This is a genomic window from Vogesella mureinivorans, assembly GCF_007644035.1.
Taxonomy (GTDB): Bacteria; Pseudomonadota; Gammaproteobacteria; order Burkholderiales; family Chromobacteriaceae; genus Vogesella; species Vogesella mureinivorans.
Map to the genome: position 1 here is coordinate 1 of NZ_VMTV02001003.1, position 269 is coordinate 269.

Here is a 269-nt window from a genome sequence, read left to right on the forward strand (position 1 = left end):
CGGCCTTCGCCGCTTGGGCGGTCGTGCCCTTCGAGGACGGCATGGTGCTGGCCGACATCAACGCCGGCCTGCTGATGCTGCTGGCGATGACTTCGATGGGCGTGTACGGCGTGATCATCGCCGGCTGGGCCTCGAACTCGAAGTATGCCTTCCTCGGCGCGATGCGTTCGGCAGCGCAGGTGGTCAGCTATGAAATCGCCATGGGCAGTTCGAAGGCCGTCGCGACCGGGGCGTCGGCGAAGTCCAGCGTGCCGAGGCGATGGTCGATG

General features: G+C 66.5%; 1 protein-coding gene. It reads left to right on the forward strand.

Annotated features, from left to right (window positions below):
- The coding region (locus tag FLQ44_RS22445) for an NADH-quinone oxidoreductase subunit H (RefSeq protein WP_206209098.1) at positions 1-269 on the forward strand (269 nt) is incomplete at both ends.